The 22,300-nt window shown below is 29.8% G+C and carries 15 protein-coding genes and 1 tRNA gene; 5 read left to right on the forward strand and 11 right to left on the reverse strand.

Annotation, left to right across the window (positions count from 1 at the left end; translation table 11 throughout):
- Window positions 1-119: 119 nt before the first annotated feature.
- The 4 genes from JJD95_RS05630 to JJD95_RS05645 all read right to left on the reverse strand — a co-directional run bounded on the left by JJD95_RS05630 (window position 120) and on the right by JJD95_RS05645 (window position 9,406).
- Window positions 120-4,718, reverse strand: a complete 4,599-nt coding sequence (locus JJD95_RS05630; protein WP_291641210.1) for a diguanylate cyclase — start codon at window positions 4,716-4,718, stop codon at window positions 120-122.
- A 127-nt stretch (window positions 4,719-4,845) separates the two neighbouring features.
- Window positions 4,846-7,902, reverse strand: coding sequence for an insulinase family protein (locus JJD95_RS05635; protein WP_291641212.1), 3,057 nt, complete (start codon window positions 7,900-7,902; stop codon window positions 4,846-4,848).
- A gap of 171 nt (window positions 7,903-8,073) precedes the next feature.
- Entirely contained in the window at window positions 8,074-9,015 is a 942-nt protein-coding gene (locus JJD95_RS05640) for a vgrg protein (RefSeq protein WP_291641214.1), read from the reverse strand.
- A gap of 43 nt (window positions 9,016-9,058) precedes the next feature.
- A complete protein-coding gene (locus JJD95_RS05645; protein ID WP_291641216.1) occupies window positions 9,059-9,406 on the reverse strand; it encodes a YggT family protein in 348 nt (115 codons plus the stop codon).
- Between the two features lie 352 nt (window positions 9,407-9,758).
- On the opposite strand from JJD95_RS05645, the gene JJD95_RS05650 reads away from it, so the two are divergent.
- Window positions 9,759-11,342, forward strand: coding sequence for a ClC family H(+)/Cl(-) exchange transporter (locus JJD95_RS05650; RefSeq protein ID WP_291641218.1), 1,584 nt, complete (start codon window positions 9,759-9,761; stop codon window positions 11,340-11,342).
- A 46-nt stretch (window positions 11,343-11,388) separates the two neighbouring features.
- On the opposite strand, the gene JJD95_RS05655 is transcribed toward JJD95_RS05650, so the two are convergent.
- Complete coding sequence (locus JJD95_RS05655) at window positions 11,389-11,784, reverse strand: hypothetical protein (protein ID WP_291641220.1); 396 nt, start codon at window positions 11,782-11,784, stop codon at window positions 11,389-11,391.
- Between the two features lie 307 nt (window positions 11,785-12,091).
- Between JJD95_RS05655 and JJD95_RS05660 the strand changes: the two genes are divergently transcribed.
- Both JJD95_RS05660 and JJD95_RS05665 read left to right on the forward strand, forming a co-directional pair.
- Window positions 12,092-12,916: an undecaprenyl-diphosphate phosphatase gene (locus JJD95_RS05660; RefSeq protein ID WP_291641222.1), complete on the forward strand. Its 825-nt coding sequence runs from the start codon at window positions 12,092-12,094 to the stop codon at window positions 12,914-12,916.
- A gap of 116 nt (window positions 12,917-13,032) precedes the next feature.
- Window positions 13,033-13,638 carry an NUDIX hydrolase gene (locus JJD95_RS05665; RefSeq protein ID WP_291641225.1) on the forward strand — a complete coding sequence of 202 codons (606 nt, stop codon included), beginning with the start codon at window positions 13,033-13,035 and terminating at the stop codon, window positions 13,636-13,638.
- Between the two features lie 47 nt (window positions 13,639-13,685).
- On the opposite strand, the gene JJD95_RS05670 is transcribed toward JJD95_RS05665, so the two are convergent.
- A tRNA-Lys gene (locus tag JJD95_RS05670) sits at window positions 13,686-13,762 on the reverse strand.
- Between the two features lie 124 nt (window positions 13,763-13,886).
- Entirely contained in the window at window positions 13,887-14,447 is a 561-nt protein-coding gene (locus JJD95_RS05675) for a nitroreductase family protein (protein WP_291641227.1), read from the reverse strand.
- 179 nt (window positions 14,448-14,626) lie between these two features.
- Between JJD95_RS05675 and JJD95_RS05680 the strand changes: the two genes are divergently transcribed.
- A complete protein-coding gene (locus tag JJD95_RS05680) occupies window positions 14,627-15,739 on the forward strand; it encodes a serine hydrolase (protein WP_291641229.1) in 1,113 nt (370 codons plus the stop codon).
- 124 nt (window positions 15,740-15,863) lie between these two features.
- The gene (locus tag JJD95_RS05685) at window positions 15,864-17,489 is read left to right on the forward strand and encodes a methyltransferase domain-containing protein (RefSeq protein ID WP_291641231.1); all 1,626 of its coding nucleotides are present in this window, start codon (window positions 15,864-15,866) and stop codon (window positions 17,487-17,489) included.
- A gap of 78 nt (window positions 17,490-17,567) precedes the next feature.
- Here the strand turns inward: JJD95_RS05685 and JJD95_RS05690 are convergent, their stop codons facing one another.
- The 4 genes from JJD95_RS05690 to zwf form a co-directional block, all read right to left on the reverse strand.
- Entirely contained in the window at window positions 17,568-19,340 is a 1,773-nt protein-coding gene (locus JJD95_RS05690) for an aminopeptidase P family protein (RefSeq protein WP_291641233.1), read from the reverse strand.
- A 44-nt stretch (window positions 19,341-19,384) separates the two neighbouring features.
- Window positions 19,385-19,921 (reverse strand): DICT sensory domain-containing protein, encoded by a 537-nt coding sequence (locus JJD95_RS05695; RefSeq protein WP_291641235.1) that lies wholly within the window; start codon window positions 19,919-19,921, stop codon window positions 19,385-19,387.
- Between the two features lie 199 nt (window positions 19,922-20,120).
- The gene (locus JJD95_RS05700) at window positions 20,121-20,747 is read right to left on the reverse strand and encodes a cyclase family protein (protein WP_291641236.1); all 627 of its coding nucleotides are present in this window, start codon (window positions 20,745-20,747) and stop codon (window positions 20,121-20,123) included.
- 11 nt (window positions 20,748-20,758) lie between these two features.
- Window positions 20,759-22,264 (reverse strand): glucose-6-phosphate dehydrogenase, encoded by a 1,506-nt coding sequence (gene zwf, locus JJD95_RS05705; RefSeq protein WP_291641238.1) that lies wholly within the window; start codon window positions 22,262-22,264, stop codon window positions 20,759-20,761.
- Between the last annotated feature and the right edge of the window lie 36 nt (window positions 22,265-22,300).

The following is a 22,300-nucleotide window of genomic DNA, read 5'->3' on the forward strand; positions in this document are numbered from 1 at the left end:
GCTGGCTAAAACAAATTATACTAATAAAATGATGTTTTCTTATTTATAAATTGATTTCTTAGAGGTAATCTGACGTAAATCACCTACTAATAATAGAAATAAAATGACTTTTCAATTAGTTATAATTTGACGTTCAACATTTGATGGCCAAATCTGTCGTTAACTCCTTTAAAATTATCCAAATCGAACATAATTATTGAGAATACTCCCTTAGCAACCTCTGCTTTTTCAACTTGTCCTAATAGTTCTTCCTCTAAAAATCGCCTTGTGAGTGTTCCTGTTAGTTTGTCAATAGAAGAACTTATTTTCAACAAATAGTTTCCCATAATACAACGTATAATTGAAGTTAAGTCTAAACATTTACTCAAACTATCCTCATTGAAATTATTTAGCACTCTTTGAGACTCCATATATAAATAGCCCTTTATATGTTCTAGATTAGACGGCTCATTAACCCTTTTAATTTCACCCTTAGATAATTCTTCAAAAACATATTTTTTACTTATAATTGGAATACACATTATGGATTTCATACCAACTGGCATGAATCTTAATTTAACATTTTTTGTATTATTAAATTGTTCACTTAGCAATATAGAGTTTTTAGTTTCCCTTACCCTTTGTAAAATTAATTTTATATCTGTGATATCATAATTACCATCACTAGACGCAACAACTAAGTACTCATTATCATTTCCTTCAGATATAATTAAGCTCCTAGAAGATAAAACCATACTCGAAATAAGTTTTGTAATCACATCCAATGTTTCAAGTGGATCCTCACTCATATTAGTAATTACATCATTTATATTATTAATCCCTTTTGGAAGAATGAAACTATATATCTTTTGTGCTGATTCAACAAATTTTTTATTGTTTAATATTTCAGCAAATGCATCATAATTAAAGAGAATTGCTAAATCTTCAACACTTGAAATAGTAATTTCTTCTAAATTTCCCAATTTAGTATTTTCATCCGTCTTACTTATCACTTTAATCATATTAAAGGGTTTCATCCTATTATGAGCATTAATATAATTGATTCTTAGGTGCTTAGGAAGTTGCATAGTACAGTCTTTAATTACCTCGCAGGCTTCAAAATAATAATTTACTGCATAGAAATAATCCATCTTAGACGAATAATTGTCACCTATAGCATTACATATTTTCCATTGGAAGAGTTTATTTTTTGCCTTCTTAGATAAATTCAATGCTACCATTAAACTCAGTATGTTATTTGGGTCATCCTTTATGATACCTTCTAAATATAACCTTTTGATATTAACCATATCAGCTAAACTATTTTGATTACTAAAAGGATGGCTTTCAAATAAATCAGTAGCCTCCTGCACATATCCATTTTCATACAGTGTTATACAAATCTCATATACCGCATTGATGTTATTTGTTTTATTCTTATATCCATTTAGTAATATCTCCACATTCTGAATAATTCCCTTTATATCCCCTATTTTTTCTGCCCGATGTATTTCTAAAATAAACAATAACAACTTACTATTATTATCCTGAATTGTCCCATCGTTATTATATATCCCTAGAGCTTTTCCAATTAAATCGTAAGCTATATCATTATCTCCCAGACTACAATGAAGTTCTGCTCCCATTTGGTAATATAGTGAAATCTCTTTACCTTGAATTGGAAACTCTTCTAATTCCTTTTGTACTAGCAGATAATTTTCATATGCACCCTTGTTATTTCCAATTTTTAAACAAACATTGGAAAGATAGTTGTAGATGTAAAATATATTACCTTCTAATTCCATATTTTTAGATTTTTCTAATACATCTTTAAAATATTTTAATGCTGCATTATAATCAAAATTATCCCAATAACTAGTTGCTATGTTAGTTAATACTATTAACTCTGAATGTCTTATATTATTTTCTTCACAGAGTACTAAATTTTTATTATAATAAATAATAGCAGTTTCATTATCTTGATAATGATCCCCATAAATCACTCCAATATTATTTAAACAACGGCTCATACCTTCAGTGTTATTAATTTCTTCAAAATACCTTAGTCCTATTTTAAAGCTATCTAACGCCTGTGTTATTCTAGAAGTTTCCGTATACATAATACCAAGAATATTGTAAATAAGTCCTTTATACTCTATATAATCATTCCCACATTTTTTTATGCAATTAGTACATATATCAAAGCTTTTATTGTACTCCTGCTTTATGATATATACATTTGCAAGATTTATTTTATTTTCTAGATGCCCTTCCATGTATTCAAAATTAAGTAATATACCAGCACTTTTCATTATATATTTAAGTGCCTTTTTCACTTCATTTTTTTTCAAATATATATATGCTATTTTATTTGCACAATCAACTTGAAGTTTTTTCTCAACTAAATTCATAGTAAGTCTATATATTTTTTTATAAGTTTCTAGTGACCCTGATAGGTTTCCAATACCTAAGTATATGTCGCCTACCTTAAGAAGAATTTCCACTTTTTTATTTCCATCCTCATCATCAGATAACATAGATAATGCCTTTTCATACTTAGCGATAGCCTCTTCCTTTAATCTAAAAGAATCCATTTTTTCTGCAAGCTCTACGCAATACTTCACAATCCTATCTTTATCATTAGCCTTTTCTAAATGATATATAAGTTCTTCTTTATTTTCTCTTCCTTCATCTTCAAAAATAGTTTCTAAAACAGACGCCGCAAACTCATGTCTTACTTTTCGTTCTTCTTCACTTAGTCTGTTATATATTAAAGTTTTAAGAACCTTATTGTAGAAATCAAATACAAAACCCATATCCTCAATTTTTTTACACAGTACCCCTTTAGAGCATAACTCATCAATGTTTATTTCTGTCTTACTTTCTGTTCCAACAAAAAACTTCTCTATAACTTCAATTGATACAGCAGTATTAAATATCGCTATAACACTTAAAATCTCGTAACTGGCCTCATTAATTTCCATTATTTGATTAAGTAATGCCTGCTCCATTGTTGAAGCAATTGGCATATCATCATAATCAAAAGTGGTATACCATTTACCATTCTTCTCGCTTATATAAATTGCTTTTTTAGCCACAAAATCTTTTAACGTTTCTTCAATAAATAGTGGATTACCATCTGTTTTTTTATAAACACTTTTTCCGAATTTACTAGGTACTTTGGGCATATTAAGTATTTGTTGAAGCATAATAGCAGTTTGTTCATCATCTAATTTTTTTAAAGATACATTGTAATTTGTAGAATTTTTATTTAATACTTGCTGAAAATTATTACTTAAATCATAAGCACTTTTATTATAAGATAGAATAATCATTATATTTTGGTCATCATAATTTTGAACATTCACGTATTCTAAAAGTTCTAATGAGAAGTCATCTAAAAAACTAGCATTATCTATAATAAAAATAGTAGGCTTATTTACAATAGAATCTTTGATAAAGCTATATATTCTACTAATAAGTCTGTATTTTTCTTTTTCTACTGTTAAACTTTCCGAAGCCACAATGTTACTTCCAAGTCCAAGTTCAGGAATGAATTTTATAAGTTCACTTTGATACCTTTTTACTATTTCATCTTCAGATGTAGCCACTATTTCCTTTAAAATATGTACAACTGCCTTATTCCCCTTTATCTTTGAATTTTCTATGTTAAAACTAGAATATACATTAGCTCTTTTCATATAAAGTAAATATCCAATTTCTTTTAAGAATCTTGTTTTTCCAATACCTTGTTCACCTTGAACAAGGATAATTCTGTTTGATGGATTACCTTGTACTAAATTATCATAATCATTCATTATTTTAGCGATTTCAACATCTCTACCTACTATTTTTGTGTTAAAATTTAATTTCTCAATTTCATCAGTTATAAACGACCTATACTTCTTATTAAAAGCTACATTAATGTCTTCCACAACTTCATTTATATTATTATAGCGATTTATTAAATTTTGCTGTGTCATTTTTTTTATAATTTTTATTAGATTATTATAAAATACTACGGTTTCGCTGCTTACATTTCCCTTACATTTAAACTTATTCTGCAAATTCTCAATATCCTCATCAATATTAAAATTCGAATATACATCTATATTGCATAAAGCCAGTAGAACTATTCCCATTGAGTATATATCCGATGCGATAGTTCTTTCATTATCTAGAATATACTCTGGCGCCTTAAAATTAAGTTCCCCTGCCTTGTCCCTATCGTGATCTTGTTTTTCAATTTCTATTGTAAGTAAATCCTTAATAATAACATTATATTTGTTATTTTCATGAGAAATCATTATGTTGTTAGTATTAAGTTCTCCATAAATAAATCCTCTAAGATGCAAATAATTCACTACCATACACAATTTAACAAATATATCCAAAATATTGTCTTTCTTTATATTTATGATTACTTCATGTAACTTCAAAACATTTTTAATATATTCATTTGTATAAAAGTAATCACCATTATTAACCTTTTGATTATCAATAGTGTGAACCATTCCAAAATCAAAAACCTTACATATATTTGCATGATTTACAGTTTCTAATGTTTTAAACTCAGCTACATAAAAGTCTATGAGGCTAGGTGATGCAAATTCAGAATTAATAATATTAAGTTGTATTTCATCGTGATTGTTTATAACATCAGAAACAAGATAGGATGACTTAATCCTATCTTGACTTAGATTTGCAATTACCCTATATCTATTGTTAATCAAATCCATTGCTTAAACACTTCCTTAATTGTATATACTATTTATTTACATTATAACATATGACTAGCAAATACTGTAGTTAAAAGCATAATAAGCCAGTGGATTCTACTGGCTTTTTATACTTATATTCTAGTTATTATTGTTTAGAGTTCTTAATAGGAACAATAATTCTATGAAATAGTTTCTTATTTTCATTTACTTTAGTTTCTCCACCAGCAACACAATAAAAATTTTGTTTTACCACATCTTCTATTAGTGCTGCATAGTTTCTTATATCTTCTGCAGTAGTAGCTAATACCTCATCTCGCTGTTTTTGAACATCCTCCTGCGTTATGCCTTTAAAATACATATTGTCCCCTATCACACCTTTATATTGTGGGGATGTTAGTGAATCCATATTTCCTATAGTTCCTATTATATAATTAGCCATTTCACTATCATCGGCTTTAAAATTTTTCAAAAAATTTACAGCCTCATCGAAAGTATTCAATGTTTCTTTTAAATTAGGATCACGGTAAGAATAGAATAAGACTTCTTCACTTGTAAAACTCATAGACCCACCGTATGCACCACCTTTTATTCTAAGTTTTTGCCATAAATAATCACTATTTAAAATATTTTCAAGAACCTTCATACTTCCATTATAGTTATATCCTGCTTCTTTAAAACTTCCAGCCTTCACCACGTATTGTACTTGTGATGGAATGACAAAAGCCTCATTCTTAGTTGAAAAATCAAACTTATATTCCTGTTTTGGAAATTTTTCATCCGTTATTTTTTCTTCCAACTTCTTAAGGCTAAAAGAAAATTCAGAATAAAATTTTTCATCCCCGGTATAACTTACCACTAATTTTTCTTTGTTAAAAACAATATTTTTAACATGGTTTAATTTTTTTACAATTCCATCAAATTCTGTATCAAAGTTATCATCTAAATTACAAATAAAATCATAATAAGGTAAATAATCCAAACCGTTATATTTACCACTGTCCGATATATATGATAACGCACGTTTCATGGCAAGGATATTACCTCCACTTGCAAACATAGACTCATAATTTATTCTTGACATTTTAATTAATTCTTTAATACGATTCTTATCATTAAACATACTATGATTTATTATTTCATCTAATATTTCCAAGGCATTTGGTAAGGTATTATTAAGCATTTTAACCGAAATACTCATTTTAGGATGGTACTCAGTACTATCAGTATTTTTTTTAAATGCTGTTGAAGTAAAACTAATCCCTCCAGTATCCTTCATTATTTTATTTGATAACTGCATGTGGTCATATTTTTCAGTGTTAATATTTCCTAGTATATTAGACATAAATTTCAAGTATAATATTTCATTTTGAGGTACTTTTGAACTGTCAAAATAAAAATTGCAATAAGTAATTCCATCAGTAAACATTGGATGATATAATACTTTTATATCACCTTCTAATTTTTCTATTGTTGGAATTTGTTCCGCTAATACATTTATATCTCCCAGTGTTAGTGTTGGTATTTCGGATAAGTTTTCTTTGGAATCCACATTATCTTGCCATTTTTTTAAGTTTTCTGTGTCTTTTATAATTTTATCTAGTTCTATCGCTGATAAGGATGATTTAAAGGATGCAAGTTTCACTTTTAATATTTCTTCTTTACTTTCATTTAAACCATTAGATGGTTTTAATACAACTATTGAATTATGTTTGTTGTCTAACAAATATTTTTGTATTAGCTTTTCAAAATATCCAGTAGATAATTTAGATTTTATTTTGTTAAGTGCAGGAGTTACCTCTAGATATTCTGTAGGACTCATATCATAATTCCACGAATTCATAGCAGTGGACATATAATTCATGCCTCTATTCGCATCTGAATGTTCAGTACGCAAACTAAATTCAGCAGCATCAAATACAGAATTTACTAATTCTTCATCAAAACCTTCTTTTACTATTTTCTTTAGTGCATCCTCAACAACTTTTTCAAATTTATCTTTTTCCGACTCATTTGTATTGGTGATAACAATGCTAAAGGTTGGTTGAACCATTGAAGAATTAAAATTCGCATAAGCATTAGCTCCAATATGGCTATCCCCTAAAGCTTTCCTTAGAGGTGACGCTTTAGTATTTAAAAGGATTGATTCTAAAATTTGGAAAGCTAAAACACTCTCTACATCTGTTCCATTATTTATCAAATAATTAGATGATAAATAAGTCATATTCTCTGTACTTGCGCCTTTAGCTACTGGATAAAATGCTATTTTTTCAGACTTTGCTTCAGGTGAACACTCTAATTTAATTACACTATCCACACTAGTTTTTTTGAGTTTGGACAAATAATTATCATTCATAAATTTTAAGGTATTTTCAATATCTAATTTACCATATAAATAGATAGAACTATTTGATGGAACATAATATTTTTTATATGTTTGTATGAATTTTTTGTAGGTTAAGTCAGGTATATTATCTGGATTGCCACCTGATTCAAAAGCATATGAATTATCTTTAAAAAGTGACTTGTTAATAATATTCCTTAGTAACATTTGAGGTGAAGAATAATTTCCTTTCATTTCATTGTATACTATTCCATTATAATACAACTCACCTGTTTCGCTATTAACTTCATAATGCCAACCTTCTTGCTGAAGTATTCTAGGATCTTCAGATAAATTAGGATAAAACACTGCATCCAAATACACACCCATTAGATTGTGAAAATCTTTTTCATTTTTACTGGCTACTGGGTACATTGTAAAATCCGGACCTGTAAAAGCATTTATAAATGTATTCAATGATTGCTTCGTCATAATTAAAAATGGGTCTTTAACAGGATATTTCTTTGAACCACAAAGTACTGAATGTTCAATAATATGATTCACTCCAGTATTATCATTTACTGGGGTACGGAAACTTATAGAAAAAACCTTGTTTTCATCCTCATTCTGTAAATAAATAAGTTTAGCTCCGCTTTTAATATGTCTAAATATCATTGCAGTAGATTGTATATCCTGTATCCATTTTTTAGATTCCAGCTTAAATCCATAAATATTTTTCCCTGTTTTAATTTCTTTTACACCACTTATAGCAGCAGAAGCATTCCCCAATTGAAGCTGGGTACCTTGTGCAACTCCTGTGAAAGTATTAATAAATAATCCCACCGCTAGTATAATAGACGTTATTTTAGTAAGTTTCTTCATCTTATTCCCCCGATCAAATATATTTTTTAACATATTTTTTTCATGCTATATTTAGTATGTTTTATTTTTAATATTCCATACATTAATCATTTTTATATTGATTAAATCCATAAAGCAAAAGAAGTCCAGTAGAATAATTATTCTACTGGACTTCTTAACGTTAATTTTCAATTAAACAATTTTTCCATTTAACATGCTTAACATATCTTGTTTTTCTTTTGTAAACCTATTATATACACTTTGTTTTACTTGCGCTGAACTACTTTTAAAATAAATATTAACCTTTTGACGTTCGTTATATAAATCATTTATGATATTACTATCGCTATTATTCAAATTAATTTTCGAGAACAAGGATGAAGTTCCACCTACACCATGTTGAACTACTGTGGAGAATAAGCTTTCTTTTAAAGCATCACTCTTTTGACTTATATCAAACCCATATTTTAATTTCAAATCTTGCGCTGCACTATCATAATAATCTTGCTTTATACAATCATGCTGAAGCTTTAAAAATTCTTCTTTATTAGATGAGGCAATGCTTGTCCATTCAGAGTCAAAGTTTACATCAAATTTGTTATCATCTTTAGCTTTTGCTCCTGATAATTTTTCATATAACTCATTATTATTTCCTTTAAGTGAGTTTATAAAGGAATCTAAAGATCCTGTTTTAGATGAAAATTGCCACGCTCCATAAGATTTACCACCATAATCTCCTGGTGTATTGCTTATAGTTCCTGGATTAACATTGGATTCATATTTAGAAGCTGTGAGCCCTAACCCATCCACTTCATTATCTCCCTGTGTGTAATCATTAAATATTTCCCGGGATGCACCTCTAATGGTTGAATTAAAATTACTTATAGCCCCCAATGAATCATCTAAACTAAAAGACCCTTGCTTTGATAAAGCTTCAGACATAAGCTCTGCCATCATTGAATTACCTGAGCTATCTGTCATCTGCATAAGTATTGTTTGAAACGCAGCTTCCTGCATTTCTTTTTCATTCTGAAGATTCACTGTGCCTGTATTAGAGGTGGCATTATTATTTTTTATTTCAGCTGTATATTGCTTTAATAGTATATTATTAATTGCATTTGCAGATAAAGTCATAATTATCACCCGTTTTATATAAATTTTTGATCTATAAATTCATTTATAAAGTTTCAGTGTCCTTTTGATTACTAATTATATCAATTAACTTAGCAATACCCCAGGCTAATAGTGCATAAACGATCATAGCAATAATAAGAGGCGGTTCTAGGACCGACTGTATTTCACTGCCCTTTGATACAACTACTTTAAATATACCGCTAAAAGGAGTCAGAAATAATTTTGTAATAGAATAGATGCTCGATACAAAAGCACTTCCAGGATTTGCTCCAAGAATCTTAAAAACAAGTCTAAATCCAAATAGGACTTCTAGAATCCCTAAGATATAATAGATGATTTTTTTTATTTTTATGGTTTTTATATTTTCTTTATTTAAATTACTGTTTTTCATTTTATATCCTCCATTTCACACCTGAATTGCACATTCAAATTTTACATTTACAGTTAAATGTAAGCAGATGAATACTTCAAGGTATCATTTATATATCTTACCATTTAAATTACCACTTATCAACATTTAAATGAGTAAATAATATATTTATAATTAATGGTATTACTGTATTAATAAGAGTGTTTTCCATTAATTACACCATTTATTCATTTTAGTTATATCACACATGTGGGCTTGTGTATGGTATGATATATATATATGGTAACATATATCATATATAAAGTTATTAATTACATGTATTAAAATATATAAAAGATACTAAATATTTATTATACTAATGGAGGCATAAAAAATGAGATCAAAAAACAAAAACAATACCTACAATACACTTTTTCATTGGCATAGTTTTAGATTAAAGCTTATTTTAGAAGGCATTGGTGTAGGTATTATTACAGGTTTATTAATTGTACTGTATCGTTATTTATTGTCAATAGCTGGAGTTTTATTAACTGGGGTTTACAAAACTTTATCTATAAAACCCATACTTATACTTCCATGGATTGTGGCTATAATAATTATTGGATATATCGTAGGACTTATGGTTAAAAATCAGCCTATGATAAGTGGGAGTGGAATCCCTCAGGTAGAAGGAGTTTTACTTAGAAAAATTGATATGACATGGTGGAGAGTTATACTTGGCAAATTTATTGGCGGAGTTCTTTCAATAGGTTCAGGTCTTTCTCTTGGACGTGAAGGTCCATCTGTACAGCTCGGTGCAGCAGTTGGTCAAGGCTTTAGCAAAGTATTTAAAAGAGTGAAAATAGAAGAAAAATATCTTATCACAAGTGGTGCTTCTGCAGGACTTGCCGCTGCCTTTAATGCTCCTCTGGCAGCAGTTATGTTTGCCTTAGAAGAGGTTCATAAAAATTTTTCGCCATTAGTTTTACTCTCAGCTCTATCTGCATCGTTATCCGCTGTTTTGGTTGCTAGTAGTTTCTTCGGCTTAAAACCAGTTTTCACTTTTGAAAATCTAGCCATATTACCACTTAAATATTATTTTTACATAATTTTACTCGGAATTATAATAGGTGTTTTAGGAGTAGTCTTTAATAAATTTCTTTTAAAGACTCAGGACTTATACTCAAGTCAAAAGTGGCTTCCAAAAGAAATGAGAATAATTATACCCTTACTAATTTCAGTTGTACTTGGAATAGTACTACCTCTAGCTTTAGGTGGAGGACATGATCTTATAACCTCACTAGTTTCAACAAATTTTCCACTAACTATTTTAGTTATTCTACTTTTAGTTAAATTTTTATTCACTATGGCAAGTTATGGATCAGGTGCACCTGGGGGTATATTTCTTCCGCTACTTGCTATTGGAGCATTAATAGGAAATCTGTATGGAGTAGTACTTGTAAATTTTTTAAATTTTGATAGCATGTATGTCAATAACTTTATAATACTTGCAATGGCAGGATATTTTACAGCTGTGGTTAGAGCACCCATAACTGGAACTATTCTAATTACTGAAATGACAGGTAACTTTACCCATTTGCTTTCACTAGCTATTGTATCAATAGTTGCATATATAGTTGCAGACATTTTAGCTTCAAAGCCTATTTATGAATCATTGCTAGAAAAATTTTTACACAATGCAGGTGAAAAAATATCCTTTGGTAATAAGAAACATAAGCATCTATTAGAATTTTCTGTTTGTATGGGCTGTGAATTAGATGGAAAACAAGTTAAAGAAATTAAATGGCCAAATAGTTGTCTACTAGTTGCAGTTAGGCGAGGAGAAGTAGAAATACTTCCACAAGGAGATACTGTTATTTTCTCTGGCGATTATTTATTAGTGCTTACAGATGAGAATAAAGTATCTGGCATAAATGACGTTTTAACGAAAAAATCTGCATCTAGTGAGACACTTTAAACAACATATGTTTTTTAAAAAAACAAAATATAATGGGTGGCACCAATTATATCTTGGTGGCACCCATTATGTATTTTATCTTAGTATCAAATAATATTCTAGAGCATGTCCTACTCAATCTTAATCTTAAATTGTAGTTATATTTTTCAAATTGAGGTCCCATTTTTTGTTTAATTCTATTATGTAAAATATCATGAGTATAATCTAAATCCTCATAAGGAATATCCTCTATAATAAAAAAGTTCAACTCTTCTCCTGCTACCCCTTTAAGCTGAAAATTGTTAGCCATTTTATTAAACATAAACCATTTTTTTATATTTTCATATTCATTAGTTATTTTTTCTAATGACATATTATATATGGCCTCTTCCAAAAATGGAACTTGCTTTAAGCAATTCACATTCATCACATCGTCTTCTATATCTTTCACAAAGTAAAACATTTTCTCCCCCTCACAAATGTCACGTTTAATTATCTTTTTTTATTTCTTTCTAATATTAAATTCATATGTAGTATAACAAATTTTATTCTACTTTCCCATTGATTTTTAAACCCATAATGTAAAGACTTTAACTATTATTTAAATTCTTTCCAAATAAGCCTCAAATTCATATATTTTTATCGTGTTATATCGTGAAATCATTGTAAAGTTGTAGAATTAATTATAATATGTTGTATACTATAAATGCATTGTTTTTTACATAAATACTTGATTTTATAAATAAGCTATTAATGGGAGTGATTAACACATGGAATTTATTGAAATAATCAAGGCAGTTATTCTTGGCATTGTTGAAGGTTTAACGGAGTGGATACCCATCAGTAGTACAGGCCATATGATTTTAGTTGATGAGCTTTTACAACTCAATATGAGCGCAGCATTTAAAGAAATGTTTTTAGTAGTTATCCAGCTTGGAGCAATTATGGCAGTTGTAGTTTTGTACTTCAAGAAACTAAATCCTTTTTTGTTCGTTAATGATAAGTTAACTATAAAAGACGATACTATTTCACTTTGGCTTAAAATTGTTGTAGCCTGTATTCCAGCAGGGATTATTGGTTTTTTATATGATGATACCCTTGAGGCAATGTTCTATAACTATCAAACTGTTGCAGTTACTCTAATTATCTATGGTATTTTGTTTATTGTTATTGAGGCTAAACACAAAAATCTTAAACCTAAGATCAATGAACTAAAGCAAATCACCTATAAAACTGCAATTATTATAGGCATATTCCAAATACTAGCACTAATTCCTGGCACATCTCGTTCGGGAACTACTATAATTGGTGCAATACTAATCGGAACATCTAGAACTGTTGCAGCAGAATTCACATTTTTCCTAGCTATTCCTATTATGTTCGGAGCAAGCCTTCTAAAACTTGTTAAATTCGGTTTTGTTTTTACAAATGCTGAGGTTATTACTTTATTTGTAGGAATGTCCGTTGCTTTTGTAGTGTCTATATTGGCAATTAAATTTTTAATGGGTTATATAAAAAAGCACGATTTCACATTATTCGGATGGTATAGAATCATTCTAGGAATTATAGTAATTTTATATTTCTTAGCTAATTAATATTATGTCATTATTTGTTTTTTACCTTTCAAAGTGTTATTATATAACATATATATGTTGCACGAAATGGGAATTATAGAAGATTTCGAGTAAATAGTATAATTATAAAATAGAGTATGATTGGAGAAAAAATGTCAGTAAATAATATTACATTACTAGCAGATACAAAGTATTTAAAACTTTATAATGCAGAGTATACCAACAAAAAAGGTGGACTTAAAAATTGGTCCATAGCTTCTAGAAAAGATTTAACTACATTAAGAAATAATTATTTTAATGGCGCAGATGAAAATATAGATGCTGTTATAGTAGTAGCAACTCATATGGATGAAGATAAAATAGTTGTTATAAAGCAATTTAGAATTCCTCTTAATGATTATGTTTATGAAATTCCTGCCGGACTTATAGATCCTGGCGAAGACCTAGAAACCACTGCAAAGCGCGAACTAAAGGAAGAAACAGGACTTGATTTAATTGAAATTGATTACAATAAGACCAAACCTAAAGTATATGTTTCAACAGGCATGACAGATGAATCAGTAGCCTTAGTTTATTGTACTTGTAGTGGCAAAATTTCAAAAGAATATTTAGAAGATGATGAAGATATTGAAATTATGCTTTTATCAAGGCCGGAAGCTATGAATCTTATTAACTCTAATGAAAAAATAGATATTAAAGCTTTTCTTGCCATACAAAACTATATTGGCGGTGCCACAATATAATAAAAAAAAACAGATACCTCAATCCATTGAGGTATCTGTTTTTATGTTGGTGCTACATCAGGGATTCGAACCCTGGGCACCCTGATTAAGAGTCAGGTACTCTAGCCAACTGAGCTAATGAAGCACATTAGATAACTTCTTTAGTATATACCACTTTTGTGTATTTGTAAATACCTATAGAAATTACCAATAGTTGGCGACGCACTTATTATCGTACATTATAAATGCCACCTTATGTGATTATAATATTATTTTATATAATTAACCGTGTTTTCTTTTCTTGCTGGTGCAGTAGTTATAATGATTTTTTTATATCCAAGGCAGGTTGCATGGATTTGTTTGAAACCTTCTGGTATTCCAAGCTCCTTAACAAATTCTGCACCTTCTTCGCTATTTAATAGATGAGCTATAAGCCCTATCCAGCAAGATCCAATTTTTAAGGATTCAGCTGCTATAAGCATATTTTCTACTGCTGCTGCGCAATCAACTGAGGCATAGTCATTTTTTTTGTCTCCCGATACTAATACCACTGTTGGAGCATTATAAAAGACATGAAATTTTTCATTATCCGCAAATCTTCTAATATATTCATTATCAGATTTACTTGCAATTCCTTTAAAAGCAACACTTAATCTATCTATCATGTCCTTGCTTTGTATTACTATAAAATGCCATGGTTGCTTATTTGTAGCACTTGGCGCATAAATACCTGCCTCTATTATCTTTTGCATATCCTTGTCTACAAGTTGTTCTGGTAAAAACGCCCTTGTGCTTCTTCTATTTCTTATATTTTTTAATGTTTCATTCATTTTAAAATCCTCCAATTTATTAATATATTCTTTTTTACAAGAATACCATTGTTATAATTAATTTTCAACAAAAAATTCTCAGTTTCTTAAGGCTTTAGATAAATTATTTTAACTAAAAAATTAATTATTCCACATAATATAAAGTGTGTCAACATTTTTTATAAAAAGGAGCTGCAACAATGAAAAAATTTATATCTAATTTAGTTATTGTATTATTGGTTACTTTAAGTTTTTCCAATCTAGCTTATGCAGAAGAAGAAGCGCTTATAAAGGATCTTTTATTTGAAAATAAAAGCATGTTCGACTTTGATATTATAAATAATCCCAACAAATACAATTTACAGATTTTATATACAGAAATTAATAGGGACAATGCAAATCTCCCCACATTTACCTCTTATAAATATAATGTAGATGCTAAAAAATACTTTTATCCTGCAAGTAGCGTAAAACTGTCTTCTTGTATATTGTCATTAGATAAAATAAATAATTTAAAAATTAACGGATTGTCAAAATACTCTACTATGAATATAGGTGCAGCAAGAAATGGTCAAACCCCTAGAAATGGAGAAACTATTTCTAACTATATACAAAAAATTCTTTTATACAGTGACAATGATTCATTTAGCAGACTGTACGAATTTTTAGGACAGAAATATTATAATGATACATTATCATCAAAAGGGTATAAAGACTCCAAAATTATCCATAGGTTATCTGGAAATAATAGTTATGAAAATAATAAATATACTAACCCTATAGCCTTCTATTCTGGAAATAAAAAGTTATATGCTCAACCATTAATATACAGTAACACCTCCTATAACAACAATGGCCTAACAAATATTTCTGTAGGAAAAGGTGAAACCAGTTATTCTTCTAAGAATTTCGCATATAAAAATTATATGTCAATAGAAGACCTACAAGACATGGTTAAGACTGTATTTTTTAATAGCTATATGAATGTAGATAGACAGTTCAATTTAACTGTAGATGATACAAATTCCCTAAAAAAATATATGAAAGGTACAGGTAATGTAACTTATAAATATTTGGTTTGTGGGGGTAATTCTAAAATCCCTTCTGGCATAGAAATATATAATAAGATAGGAATTGCTTATGGTCAGCTTACAGATAATTCATATATAGTAGATAAACATAGTGGCAAAGAATTTATGCTAACAGCAACTATATGTGTGAATAACAAAGGTACTTATGATTACTATTCAAAAGGTATGCCATTTTTAAAGAATTTAGGACTTATGTTTCTAGAGTACAATAAAAACAGATAAAACACTAATATCCCCCCATTACCACAAAATATAGGGTATACTTATAGTTAACAAACTAAAACATATGAGACAAAACAATTAATAATTGTTTTGTGCACCAGCGAAAGCTACAGGAGGGAAACAAATGATAGAAATAAATGATACAGTCGAAGCACTCTTAGAGAGTCTAAAAACTTCAGATGATAAACAGCGATCTGCAATAGTAAATAAACTTTCCTTAGATTATAATAATTCAATTCCTACATTATGGTCAAGAATCACAACTGATGAGGACCCACGGGCAATTCTTTCTGTTATGAGAGATATTCTGAAAAAGGAAAAACCTAAGGGCATGTTAAGACGAACTATTGGAAACTCTAAAGATAAACTTAGCGCTCTTCTTATGCATTCAGACCCAAAAGTAAGAAAGAACGTATGTAGTGTTATTGGAGAACTTGGAGACCCTGATTATTTAGAAGCACTATATAGCGCATATGACTCTGAAGATAAGCTATTTGTAAGATATTCCTATGTACTTGCAATCGGAAATTGTGGTAGCTTTGTGGACGCTGAGAAATTAAATAACATGTATGAAAATGTATTAGCCAATGAAAAAGCTTGCAATGAAGATAGCACTCTCGTAACAACAAATAAGCATATTAACGAGGAAAAACTTGCCCTTACAAGAGCCATAGATAAATTATCTCCTACTGTGCTCCATAAATTCACAGGCCTTGAAAACCCTGTACCTATGCTACTTACAGTTATGAATTACCAGTATCAGCACACTTTAAGAGAGCTTGACGAAAACTCCATTGAAGGTCGACTTGTAGATGATGGCATAATTATTCACGAAAAAGATTTAGATAAGATCTACAACTGTAGGACTTTTTATGAGCTTTTGTACCCACTAGAGGCGTGCAAAGACTTAGAGATGGATTATAAGATAATAGCTGATGAGATAATAAATGCAAACATCGTAGATTTTCTAAAGGAATGTCATGATGAAGATTCTAATTCTCCCTTTTGGTACAGAGTTGAATTTAGAACTATGAATTATAACAGGGATAGGTCAGAGTTTATAAAAAACTTATCTAGAGAACTGGATGAAAAATCTTCTGGGAACTTAAAAAATAGTCCTTCTTCCTATGAAGTTGAAATTAGAATAATTGAACATAATAATCTCTGTAGTGTATATGTTAAGCTATATTCCTTCAAAGATAATAGATTCAGTTATAGAAAAAACGATATAGCAACATCAATAAATCCTGTAACTGCAGCTATTGTAGTGAAGTCCATAGAAAAATGGCTAACCCCTACTGCTAGAGTTATAGACCCGTTTTGTGGCACTGGGACAATGCTTATTGAAAGAGCTAAATTACAAGAGTTTGAAAGTTTAACAGGAGTTGATATATTTAGAACAGCCATATCCGCCGCAGAAATAAATTCTAAATTAGCTAATGTTAATATAGAATTATTAGATGAAGATATATTAGAATACTCTACCACAGAACTTTTTGATGAGATTATAACAAATATGCCTTTTGACAATAAATCCACCACCCATAACAAGTACGCGGACCTGTATAGTGAATTTGTAAATAAAATTCCTAATCTTGTAAAACCAGATGGAATGGCATTTGTTTACACCATAGAAAAACAATTATTCAAAGAAATTTTAATGGAAAGCGATAAACTTGAGCTTCTTCAAGAGATAAAAATTGAAAGTGGCAGACTTACGCCTCATGTATTTGTGCTGAAAGTTAAATAATACTATAAATTAATCCCACTCTAATGTGAAAGAGCTAAAGGTATGCATATTGCATACCTTTAGCTCTTATTAATTTACTTATATTGCTGCTGTTGCCCTCTTTAAGTACTCTAGTTCTTCTCCCTCTAAATAGGTAGAAAGTTTATCAAATACAGTTTTATGATAATTATTCAGCCATGCTTTTTCCTGAGATGTAAGTAAAGATACATCCATAGCTTGCACGTCTATAGGACAAAGTGTTAAAGTTTCAAATTTCATAAATTGTCCACCATACTCAGTCTTCTCTTCTTCCCCCACAACAACTAGGTTTTCTATTCTAATACCATGCTTTCCTGCTTTATAAACTCCTGGTTCATTAGAGACTACCATTCCTTTTTCTAGAACAACAGTGTTGGGCACCATAGCTATCCTATGTGGTCCCTCGTGAACATTTAAGAAGAAACCTACTCCATGTCCTGTACCATGTTTATAATCCATGCCTGCATTCCAAAGTGGAATTCTAGCTATAATATCTAGGTTTGAACCTGTAGTCCCATATAAAAATCTTTGCATTGTTAAATCAATCATACCTCTTAATACTAGTGTAAAATCTATTCTTTCTTCGTCAGTTAAGGGTCCAACCGCTAGTGTCCTTGTAATATCTGTTGTTCCATCTAAGTATTGCGCACCAGAATCTAATAAATAAAGTCCCTTCTGCACTATAGTAGCTTGATTCTTCTCCGTAGGTGAATAATGAGGCATAGAAGCATTTCCTCCGTAAGCTGAAATTGACCCAAAGCTCAAATCATAGAAATTATCCCCTTCTCTTCTTAATCCCTCAATTTTATCTGCTGCTTCTATTTCGGTAATATTACGTGTTTTAATAGTTTTCTTCAACCAGCTAATAAATTTAACCATAGCCACACCATCACGTACCATTACATTTCTAATATTTTGAACCTCAATATCATTTTTTATAGCTTTAAGTCTTGTAGTTATATTCATAGCCTCTACAATTTTGATATTTATGGCACTATATATGAAGGTACTGGTTTTTGCTGCATCAAGTAATATTGTCCCTACTTTGATATTTTCTAAGAATTTTCCTATGCTATCATAAGGCAATATTTCTACATTAGCCTTTTCAAGCTCAGTTCTAACCTCTGAACTAATTTTAAGATCATCGATGAATAAACAACATTTATCCTGGAAAATTACTGAATAAGCTATTGTTAGTGGATTACATTTAACATCTCTTGCTCTAATGTTTAATAGCCATGCTATGTCATCAAGACCTGATATAACATAGTAGTCTGCTCCCATACTCTTCATAACAAGAGATACTTCAGCAAGTTTTTTCTCTCTTGACTCTCCTGCATATTTTACATCATGTAGAACTACCTGACTGCTAGGTTTTTCTGGTCTACCCTTCCAAACTTTATCTATTAAATCTTCATTAACTTCAAAGGTAAATTCACTACCTTCTACGACTTTCTTTAGCCCTCTAAAATACTCTTCTGAAATAACCTTGCCATCAAAAGCAACTTTCGCTCCCTTATGAAGAGATTCTTTCAAAAAAACCTCAACAGTTGGGACTCCACTATCACCCATTCTAAATAGAGTTACAACCGAATCTTTAAGTTCAGTTTCTGCTTGTATGAAATACCTTCCGTCTGTCCATAAATTAGCGTCCTTTAAAGTTATAATGGCAGTACCAGCTGAACCTGTAAATCCTGTTATAAAAGCTCTAGCAGTATAATGCTCAGCTACATATTCACTTTGATGTGGATCTGAACTAGGTACTATATATGCATCTATACCTCTTTCTCTCATCAGGTTTCTTAACTCTTCAATTCTTTCCATTAGGTTCATTACTTTCACCCCTTAAATTGTAAATTATATCATTTCCACATTAATTATATATCTTTATTTTTATGCTCCATATCTAGCGAATTATAATTAATACCATATCTACTTAATTTTTTCTTCATTACTTTTAATGTTTCTACCAATACATCATCTGAGAAACTCAAAAAACCACTAAATTTTCTATATTGATCTTCTTTCACGGGTTCAGAATAAAATATCTCCTTAGTTAAAAAAATAGCGGGATGTTCATGATGATTAATAATAATATCCCAGTCATTCGCCAATGGGTCTCCTTCATCAAGTTCAATAAATACTGTATTTTTAAAATTTTTTATACTATCTCTATTTATATTTCGGGCAAATATATAAACTTTTTCGCATAAAGAATCAAGAATTTTATATCTTTCAAAATCCACCATGAAAGATTGAAATTCTTGAAGCGTTACAAAAAGCTCTGACTTTAGTTTTAACTCAACAATCATATCTTCAAGACTGTGACTTATAGCCATGAGCGAAGACTTTGCATATACTTTACGCTCTATACTTGATGATTTAGTCACAGTAATGTCGTTTAATTCCGGCATTTAGACACCAACCTTTTCACACTTTTTTTACATTAGTAAAGATTATTAACATGTTTAATTTAGAACAACTCACTAGGTTGATAATACTCTATTTTTTTAATTATTGCAATTTTTTACATGCTTTAAAATAACTACCCCAGGTTTTTAATTTTCGATAAGCGAAGATAAAAGTATGGTTTGAGTTCCATACTTTTTATACTTATATTAAGTCTTTAATTAAAACTATCCTAGCAGGCGCACCATCTACTCCTTTAATTTTAAGTGGTAGTGCACACATGAAATATTCGCCTTCTCCAATTTCTTTTAGTCTAACCCCTTCTATAATAATTATCCCCTTATTAAAAAGAATTTTATGAGTTTCATGTTCTGGCTGACCCCTCTCTATTCCAAAAGCATCTATTGCCACACCTATTATTGCCTTTTGAGCCAGATACTCAGCGCCACTTTTTTCAACATAAACAAAATCAGATTTAAATTCTTCCGTGAATGAATTTCTAGTTTTAAGCAATAAAAATTCACCTTGTTTAATATTTTTATCCACAAAATCTTCTTTAGTTATCCCATCTACTATCTTTGTTAAATCTAAGACCCTACACTTTGTAATAAGTTTAGTTAAATCAACAGCATCTATTGTATCACCCAAATCATCTACGTGATATGGTGCATCAATATGGGTTCCTGTATGTAAGTTCATACACATACTAGATTCATTAATGCTATCCTTTGGAATTCTCCTATCAAATTTAATTACTGGTCTTTTTCCCTCTATATTCTTGTACACTCCCATATTTTTTTTAATAGTCATAGATATGTCATAAATAATCATGTTACCCCTCCTTAATCAGCTGCAGTATTCCACCACTGCCTACCATCTTTCTCTATTAAATCTATTGCACCGCTAGGCCCCTGGGTCCCTGCTGAATAATTAGGATAATCAGGTGTGTTATTCTCAAATTCATTTTCAATGCTTTTAATGAATTTCCAAGAATATTCGATTTCGTCCCATCTAGTAAATAGTGATGAGTTATTTCTAATTGCTTCAAGTATTAGCCTCTCATAAGCCTCAGGTGAATCATTTAAATTCCTACAACTTTGACAATAATCTAATTCAACTTTTTCCATTTTAAAATCACTACCAGGTTTTTTAGCATTTATCTGGAAGAAAAAGCCCTCATCTGGCTGAATCTTTATAACTAAAAGATTTTTAGAAATACCATTAAACTCCTTATAATAATTAATTCCAGGGAGCTTTTTAAACTGAATAACTATCTCAGTACTTTTAGTATTCATTCTTTTTCCTGCTCTTATATATATAGGTACTCCTCCAAAACGGAAATTATCAATACAAGTCTTTAAAGCTATAAAAGTATCTGTATTGGACTCCTCTGAAACTCTTTCTTCACTCCTATATCCTAACACTTGTTTTCCATTAACCACGCCTTTTCCGTATTGACCCCGGACAATGTTTTTCTTAAAAGATTCAGTGGTAAAATGTCTTAATGAACGTAACACCTTAACTTTTTCATCTCTAATAGATTCAGATTCAAAATCCACTGGTGGTTCCATTGCAATCATAGTTAATATTTGTAATATATGATTTTGAAGCATATCTTTTAGAATACCAGACTTTTCATAATATGCACCCCTGTTCTCTACACCTAAAAGTTCACTAGCGGTAATTTGAATATTATCAATATAATTTGCATTCCATAATGGTTCAAATAATGAATTACCAAATCTAATCGCTAATATATTTTGAATCATTTCTTTTCCTAGATAGTGGTCTATTCTAAATATATCTTTTTCAGGTATAAGCTTAGATATATTCTGATTTAAAATTCTAGCTGTTTCTAAACTTGATCCAAAGGGTTTTTCTATCATTATCCTTTGCCAACCATTAGCTTTACAAACCATACCATTGTTTTTTAATTTTCTAATTATTCCTTCAAAAAATTCTGGTGCAACTGCTAAATAATATAATCTTTTGCTTCCAGTTGAATATTTAGTCTCCATTGATTCTAAATATGAATCTAACTCCTTATACTCATCATTATATGAAGTGAAATCAAATTTTTTATAAAAAATTCTCTTACTGAATTTAAGCCATAATTCATCATTCAAATGAAACCTAGAGAATCTATTCGCATATTCATACATTTCTAGTCTATATTCCTCATTTGTTTTTTCTCGTCTTCCTATGGATACTATTGTAAAATTTTCAGGTAATTTTTCCTCATACATTAAACTATAAATAGCTGGAATTAGTTTTCTTTTTGTAAGATCACCAGTTCCACCAAAAATCACAAACATATTTGAAAGCTCTTCATTTATATTCTTATTCATTAAAAGTACTCCTTCCCAAATTCTTTACATAACGCA

It is taken from the genome of Clostridium sp., assembly GCF_016650035.1.
Lineage (GTDB): Bacteria > Bacillota > Clostridia > Clostridiales > Clostridiaceae > Clostridium_AD.

Bases quoted from the DNA above. Each gene is read 5' to 3' on its own strand.
- JJD95_RS05630 (WP_291641210.1), bottom strand. From the start codon at position 4,718: ATGGATTTGATTAACAATAGATATAGGGTAATTGCAAATCTAAGTCAA.
- JJD95_RS05635 (WP_291641212.1), bottom strand. From the start codon at position 7,902: ATGAAGAAACTTACTAAAATAACGTCTATTATACTAGCGGTGGGATTA.
- JJD95_RS05640 (WP_291641214.1), bottom strand. From the start codon at position 9,015: ATGACTTTATCTGCAAATGCAATTAATAATATACTATTAAAGCAATAT.
- JJD95_RS05645 (WP_291641216.1), bottom strand. From the start codon at position 9,406: ATGAAAAACAGTAATTTAAATAAAGAAAATATAAAAACCATAAAAATA.
- JJD95_RS05650 (WP_291641218.1), top strand. From the start codon at position 9,759: ATGAGATCAAAAAACAAAAACAATACCTACAATACACTTTTTCATTGG.
- JJD95_RS05655 (WP_291641220.1), bottom strand. From the start codon at position 11,784: ATGTTTTACTTTGTGAAAGATATAGAAGACGATGTGATGAATGTGAAT.
- JJD95_RS05660 (WP_291641222.1), top strand. From the start codon at position 12,092: ATGGAATTTATTGAAATAATCAAGGCAGTTATTCTTGGCATTGTTGAA.
- JJD95_RS05665 (WP_291641225.1), top strand. From the start codon at position 13,033: ATGATTGGAGAAAAAATGTCAGTAAATAATATTACATTACTAGCAGAT.
- JJD95_RS05675 (WP_291641227.1), bottom strand. From the start codon at position 14,447: ATGAATGAAACATTAAAAAATATAAGAAATAGAAGAAGCACAAGGGCG.
- JJD95_RS05680 (WP_291641229.1), top strand. From the start codon at position 14,627: ATGAAAAAATTTATATCTAATTTAGTTATTGTATTATTGGTTACTTTA.
- JJD95_RS05685 (WP_291641231.1), top strand. From the start codon at position 15,864: ATGATAGAAATAAATGATACAGTCGAAGCACTCTTAGAGAGTCTAAAA.
- JJD95_RS05690 (WP_291641233.1), bottom strand. From the start codon at position 19,340: ATGAACCTAATGGAAAGAATTGAAGAGTTAAGAAACCTGATGAGAGAA.
- JJD95_RS05695 (WP_291641235.1), bottom strand. From the start codon at position 19,921: ATGCCGGAATTAAACGACATTACTGTGACTAAATCATCAAGTATAGAG.
- JJD95_RS05700 (WP_291641236.1), bottom strand. From the start codon at position 20,747: ATGATTATTTATGACATATCTATGACTATTAAAAAAAATATGGGAGTG.
- zwf (WP_291641238.1), bottom strand. From the start codon at position 22,264: ATGAATAAGAATATAAATGAAGAGCTTTCAAATATGTTTGTGATTTTT.